Genomic DNA, 6,792 nt, shown 5'->3' with positions numbered 1-6,792 from the left:
CGACTTGCATGTGTTAAGCACGCCGCCAGCGTTCATCCTGAGCCAGGATCAAACTCTCATGTTAAAGTTTTGATCTTGATCCAAAATTAACGTTAGCTAATTTTAAATCCGTTGAGTTATAACTCCGAAGAGCTATTTACTCATTTACTGTTTTGTTTGGTTCGTATACATTTCTGTATTCGTTCTGAATTTTCTCTGAGGATTTTCATCCTCCAGGCATATCAGATATGGCCTGTTTTTTTAGAATTTTCAGGGTTTTACATACTGTTCAATCTTTAATTATCAAGGTTCATTATGTGTCGCCTTTCTCAACAGCAACTCAATTATCATATCATGCTGCGTGATGTTTGTCAACAACTTTTTTACTTTTATTCAAAACTTTTTTCAAAGCTTCTTTTGTTTTTGCCTCATTTCTCAAGGCGAATATTATCTTATCAAACCATTCATCAAAAGTCAACAGCTTTTTACATATTTTTCTAAGTTTTTTTCCCTTAATTTTACGTTTCCTGCCCCTCCCCCGATTCGGGCGAAAAAGAACGCTATATCTTGTGTTCCAATCCATTCTTCTATACAAGAAAGGATGAAACTGATATAGCGTTTTTTGAAGTTTTATGCGGATGGTGTCATTTTATCTGTGCAGATTCCGGATTAACCCATTAAATTATTTAACTGTTCTAATAGAGTTCCGCTTCCCGCAACATTAATATTTCCTACCTGGGTGCAGATTCTTTCCAGACATTCCATCTCTTTCAGCTTGTAGAGAGTTTTATTTTCATCCATAAGCTTTGCCGTGTTGAGGAGGGAACGGGTGGACGCCACTTCTTCTCTCCTGGCGATTACATTTGCCTGAGCTTTTTTCTCAGCAATCAGAACCGTATTGAGGATATCCCTGATCTCTCCCGGAAGGATGATGTCTTTGATTCCCGCGTTCAGGAATTCAACGCAGTACGGTTCCTCCTCCTCTTTCATCCTTTTATAGATGTATTGGGACACCTCTTCTTTCTGCTCCAGCAGTTCGTCCAGACGGTATTTGCCGATATATTCCCGGATGATGAGCTGAATGCAGGAATAAAGCTGACTTTCCAGGCCTTTGATGGTCTCCACCATTCTCTTTGGATTGGAAATCCGGTAGCTGCAGATCAGATTCAGACGGATGCCGATCCGGTCGGCGGTGAGAATCTCCTGGCCGGTGATTTCCAGGGCTTTGGCTTTCAGATCCACAATCCGGCAGAGGACGTCTTTGGAGTACAGCCAGTAATAGTAAGTTCCGCCGTTTAACTCCTTCACCAACTGGTTATCGTAATATAAAAGGCCGATTTCACCTGGCTGGATTTCAATTTTCTTGTAATATTTCAGCGGGATCATGGACAGGTACTGTTTTTTAATATCTCCATCCATGTCAGGCTCTCGCATATCCAGAAGCCGGCATTCATATTTGTCCCATACGTTCCAGTACAAGGTTTCCGGTTCGCTTACGATTTCCTGCACTGCCCCATTGCAGGATAAAACGCCTAAAAATCCATCCGGTATTTTTACCTGGAGCACTCGCTGGGCAAAAGTTTCATCTTTTAAAAGGATTTCAGCCGGTATCCCGTTAAATTCCACCTTTCCTTTCATTTCTTCAATGACAACTTTATATCCTAATGCTTTTATGTAATTGTATTTTCCGCATAACAGCACGGAGACAAAACATCCGTCTTTCAGCAGGAATCCACATTGTGTTTGGTTGATTATATATTTCATACGTTTTCTCCTTCCTTTTTTACAGCATCGGCCTGTTTCTTCTGTGGAAACAAAAGATACAGCCGTCATCCCGGGTTATGCCGCAGAAAATCTGCGGAGCCGGATTCAGGCAGTTTGGGAAAATTCCGGCTTTCTTTCCATTTCAAAGAACATGGGAATTTCCTTGCACTGCCAGGGCCATCCGGCCTCAAGGCATGTTTCCTGCTGTCATCTCCATATAAAAAGCATCTACCGGCCGGCAGGGCATGGGCCCTGGGACTTTTGACGTTTTTTATACGGGTGACAGGCATAATCCGGCATCACAAGCTCCCTTGAGGACACTTGACAGGTGTCTAATGATTACTCTACCCAGCTGAGTTACGGCTTTCGCCGGCAGGATTCGAACCTGCGACACATCATGTTTTGCTATCCCACATAGCATTTATCATAATTACTGCGGCATACCAAACTGCAGGGCAGCCGGCACCATCCGGCGGTTAAGCCGTGATATAGCAGTGAATTATCCTTTTACAACCCCTACGGTTTTCAGCCGCTTAATGGGGACTACCAGATCAGTCTGCTGATCCATGACAAATTCGATGTCTTTATAGGCAAAACGGCTTTCTTCCGCCACATCGGATTTGTTGTATTTTCCAAGTACTACTCCCTGGTTTTTCAAATCTACCATCACCTGTTCACAGGAAAATGCTTCCATCGCCCCTTTTCTGGAATACGCTCTTCCGGCTCCGTGGGAGGAACTGCAGAAGCTCTCCGGCGCGCCTTTTCCCATCACCACGTAGCTGTATGATCCCATGGCTCCGGGAATTACGGCCAGTTCGCCGTTTCTCGCCCTGGTGGCGCCTTTTCTGTGCACCCAGACATTTTTATCGTAATGGTTTTCCAGGGCCGCATAATTGTGATGGCAGTTAATCTCCTTTTGGAAGTTCAAATCCTGGTCCATGTGTTTCTTCACCTTATCCCTGATGATGGACGTTACCTTTACCATCATCTTTTGGCGGTTTTCAAACGCGTAATCCAAAGCCAGGTTCATCCATGTTATGTATTCTTTTCCTTCTTTAGAATCCACAGGGAGAAATGCCAGCCGGTAAGAGTCGGGGACCTGGCTGTACCATCTGGCGTTGAGTTCCCGCGCCTTGTTGTGATATTCATCGCAGATCTCTTTGCCGAAATGACGGCTTCCTGAATGGATCATGATTCCCAAATATCCGTCCTGATCCTCCTGCAGCTCTATAAAATGATTGCCGCCTCCCAGAGTTCCCGCCTGGTAATAAGCATCCTCGATCAGCGGGAACAGGTTTTGATTGCTTTCGTATTTCTCTTTTTCCTCAATAGCGCGGTCCAGAACCTCTGATTCCTGTCTTTCCTTATAAGAATTAAATCCAACGGGTACATTTCTTAAAATATCTCCGATTATGGACTGGATCAGAGTACCGTTTCCGGTCATGATCTGCCGCATTTCATCCACTTTTAAGTCTGTGGATACGAAGTTCATTCCACAGCCGATATCCACGCCCACAGCATTGGGGATTATGACGCCATCGGTGGCGATCACTCCGCCGATGGGCATTCCCTTTCCTGTGTGGGTATCCGGCATGAGACATGCCCATTTATGGATAAACGGCAGGTTTGAAAGGTGGTACGCCTGTTCCAAACAGTTCTCTTCCACCTGGTCTATGGATTCCAGCCACACTCTGATGGGCTTATTTGTTTTTTCATTATAAATTGTAAACATACTCTTCACCATTTAGCCGCCCTGCGGCCTTTCCTTTCTGCATCATCTCTTTGTAATGTTATCTTACCAGCCAACAGGGGATTTATCATTTAAAAAAAGTTGCGAACTTCCATATTTAGCCAGTATAATGGCTTTATAAATGATGCCGGTGAAAGGGGGAGGGAAAATTATGTCGGAATTCAGTGAACTTGTAAAGCGTTTTGATAAGATCCGCTCTTATGTCAGGGATTTTTATATCTATGGATTTAAAACCAGGGAGGATTTTCAGATCAAGAGCAGCCGGACTTATGACAATGAGCGGCGGCGGATTGAAAGCTGGTTTTCCGATTATATTAAAAGCGATTATAATTCGGAACGGAAGAAATCAGTGGCCATCACCATAGACAGCAGCCGGATTTCCGTAAATCCCCTTTATTCGGTTTGGAAATCCAAGAGCTTTACTTCCAATGACATTATGCTGCATTTTTTTATACTGGATCTGCTTCAGGACGGGGAGCTGCGGAGCGCGGATGAGATTACAGATGAAATTCAGATCAATTATCAGGTTCTGTTCGATTCCCAGACGGTCAGGAAAAAGCTGGTGGAATATGAGAAAAATGGACTGCTCACCCTTCATAAGGAAGGCAGGCAGAACCTGTACGGGGTAAATCCCAGCGTGGAGGAGGAAATTCCTGAGGAACTGCCGGATCTTCTGGACGCGGTCTGTTTCTATCAGGGAATCGCGCCGTTTGGATTTGTGGGAAGCACGGTTTTAGATAACCAGCAGAGGGAAAATGACCTGTTTCGCATGAAGCATGACTATCTGGTGCACACGCTGGAAGATGAAATCCTGCTGCCGCTGCTCGCCGCCATCGAAGAACAGCGGCTGGTGACCGTTGCGGTTAAAGGAGGTAAAAATGGCCGTGTCACCGAGGCTTGGGGCACACCGCTTAAAATCCTTATCAGCACCCAGACGGGCCGGCGGTATGTCTGTCTCAGGAACTGCCGTTCCCGCAGGTTCCAGGCATACCGGCTGGACAGCATCCAGTCTGTCACTGCCGGAGAGGCTGATCCTGACTTTGCCGCGCATTTGGAGGGTTTGATGAGAAACCTTAACCTCTGCTGGGGCGTGTCATTTGGCAGCAAGCGGACGCCGGAAGATGTGAGCCTCACCTTGAAGATCAACGAAGAAACAGAACAGTATATCATAAACAGGCTGGAACGGGAAGGCAGGCATGGGACGGTCGCCAGAATCGGGCAGGGAGTATACCGCTATGCAGTGCAGGTGTGGGACGCCAATGAGCTGCTGCCCTGGATCAAGACATTTACCGGGCGCATCCTCTCATTTGAATGTTCTAATAAACGGGTGGAGGAAGTATGGCGGCAGGATATGGAACGGATGATAAATCTGTATCTGGGAGAGGGGGACGGATGATGGAGTTGTTCTCGGAAATCTATAATTGTTATTATCAGGTTGTGGACCGGATTTTAAAGAAGGGTTCCGTGGAGCCTGTGGGCGTAAAAGAAATGAACCGGCTGGCGGACACCTATGGATATGGAGAGAGCGCAGTTTCAATTGTGCCCCATCTGACCGGCGGGGACTGGGATCTTTTAGTGAAGACGGAAGATGGATATCTTTCTAAAATCGATAACCTGAGGGTGCTGCCTCTGACCCGGCTTCAAAAATCCTGGCTGAAAGCCCTGATCTCTGATCCCAGAATCACCTTATTTTTATCTGATGGGCAGCTTCGTATTCTGGAGGAATACTTAAAGGATGTAAAACCATTGTTCAGAAATGAGGATTTTCTCTATTTTGACCGGTATGCGGATGGAGATCTCACCGGAGCGGACAGTTACCGGAGACATTTTCAAATGATTTTAAAGGGAATTAAAGAGAGGCAGACGCTTCAAATCTCCTATTACTCCGGGAAAGGAAAATTGTCGGAGCGCACCTATCTGCCATGCCGCATGGAATATTCCTCTAAAGACGATAAATTCCGCTGCTTCGCCCTGTTTAAACGGGCGGGCAGGGATTGGCGGCTGGAAACGCTAAATATAGGACGAATTTTTTCAGTCCGGGAAACCGGATTTTTCGTTGACGAAGAGATTGACATTGACCGGTATATTGAAAAATCGTATTGTGATGATCCCGTGGTTCTGGAAATATCCGAGGAACGGAACGGGCTGGAACGGGCCATGCTGCATTTCGCCTGCTATGAAAAACGGATCGAAAAAACGGATACGGCAGGAAAATATCTGTGTTACATCTACTATAACCAGAGTGTGGAAACGGAACTTTTGATTCAAATCCTTTCCTTCGGGCCGGTGATCCGTGTGGTGGGGCCGGAAAGCTTTTTGGAACAGGTGAAAATGAGGGTGAGGAAGCAGGCGCGGCTGATGTAACGGGCGGGCGGCTGAATTAATAGGAAACGTCTTTTCACCACCGGATATCTGAAACAATGACAGAGGGGCGGTTGGCGCATAGTTCCTCAATTTTCTCCGGAGGCATTTTTTCCGTGGGGCGCACGTACAGCACCTGATCGTTTCTAAGAACTTCAGCATATTTTTCCAGATCATCGGCGGCCTGATCGTTTAGCTGGAGGGCGCGCAGACATTTCATGGCTTTAAAGGTCTCTAAATGTTGTAAATGGGAACTGCATAAATGGATCATGCCTCCTCGGGGATGGGCCATTAAAATCCTTTCATCATAAGGACCGATCAGTTCTTTATAAAGGTGGGGGGAAATAAGCTGGGTGCTGCAGCCGCAAATCTGACTGTAGCCGGGCGGCTGCAAGCGGATGACCGCGGTGGTGCATTGCAGCTGATCTTCTCCAATTTGCTGTAAGTACCAGGAGTGCATGGCTTCCTGGGCCTGAGTGATCACTTCCAGATCGTGTTCCACCGCTTCCGGCTCTAACAGCATGTCCATCAGAACGGAGCCGGCCTGGTCCCCCGCCATCCAGCCTCCCCGCTTCCCTGCTGGTTTTCTCTTGCTCTGGTAATTAAAAAAACAATTCTGTAAATTATAAGAAAATTTAACGTAAAAGGTCAAGTCATTTTCGAAAAAGCCTTGACCTTTTACTGTTATTCCCCGCGTCAGCTATATAAAATGTCTATACCATAATCTGCACTAAATACCAAACATCGTCTCAATCAAACGCTTCTTTGCTTCTTCTACGTCCCTTCTCCAAATCTTTATTTATCCGTTATCAGACCAGTACACAGCCCTGAATCCTGGGAATGGGGACGGACGGGGGGCGGAGGCCTGCTTGGAGGCTTGACGCCGGGCGGAGCGGAATCCGTTGGCGATGAAAGCCGTCTGGAAACCGTTAGTGAAA

General features: G+C 46.4%; 5 protein-coding genes and 1 rRNA gene. 2 read left to right on the top strand and 4 right to left on the bottom strand.

Features of this window, described 5'->3' with window-relative positions; genetic code table 11:
- The 3 genes from GPL15_RS17390 to GPL15_RS17380 form a co-directional block, all read right to left on the bottom strand.
- Positions 1 to 64, bottom strand: a 16S ribosomal RNA gene (locus GPL15_RS17390); the annotation flags it as partial.
- A gap of 584 nt (positions 65 to 648) precedes the next feature.
- The gene (locus tag GPL15_RS17385) at positions 649 to 1,743 is read right to left on the bottom strand and encodes a slipin family protein (RefSeq protein ID WP_215699962.1); all 1,095 of its coding nucleotides are present in this window, start codon (positions 1,741 to 1,743) and stop codon (positions 649 to 651) included.
- Between the two features lie 499 nt (positions 1,744 to 2,242).
- The gene (locus GPL15_RS17380) at positions 2,243 to 3,475 is read right to left on the bottom strand and encodes an RtcB family protein (RefSeq protein ID WP_215699963.1); all 1,233 of its coding nucleotides are present in this window, start codon (positions 3,473 to 3,475) and stop codon (positions 2,243 to 2,245) included.
- Positions 3,476 to 3,644: 169 nt separating this feature from the next.
- Between GPL15_RS17380 and GPL15_RS17375 the strand changes: the two genes are divergently transcribed.
- On the top strand, positions 3,645 to 4,889 hold the full coding sequence (locus tag GPL15_RS17375; protein WP_215699961.1) for a WYL domain-containing protein: 1,245 nt from the start codon (positions 3,645 to 3,647) through the stop codon (positions 4,887 to 4,889).
- The gene (locus GPL15_RS17370) at positions 4,886 to 5,857 is read left to right on the top strand and encodes a WYL domain-containing protein (protein WP_215699960.1); all 972 of its coding nucleotides are present in this window, start codon (positions 4,886 to 4,888) and stop codon (positions 5,855 to 5,857) included. The genes GPL15_RS17375 and GPL15_RS17370 overlap by 4 nt, the downstream gene beginning before the upstream one ends.
- A gap of 34 nt (positions 5,858 to 5,891) precedes the next feature.
- On the opposite strand, the gene GPL15_RS17365 is transcribed toward GPL15_RS17370, so the two are convergent.
- Complete coding sequence (locus GPL15_RS17365) at positions 5,892 to 6,413, bottom strand: hypothetical protein (protein WP_215699959.1); 522 nt, start codon at positions 6,411 to 6,413, stop codon at positions 5,892 to 5,894.
- Positions 6,414 to 6,792 lie beyond the last annotated feature (379 nt).

Source organism: Clostridium sp. MCC353 (assembly GCF_018785315.1).
Classification (GTDB): Bacteria; Bacillota; Clostridia; order Lachnospirales; family Lachnospiraceae; genus CHH4-2.
This window is presented reverse-complemented; position numbering and strand designations above follow the sequence as displayed.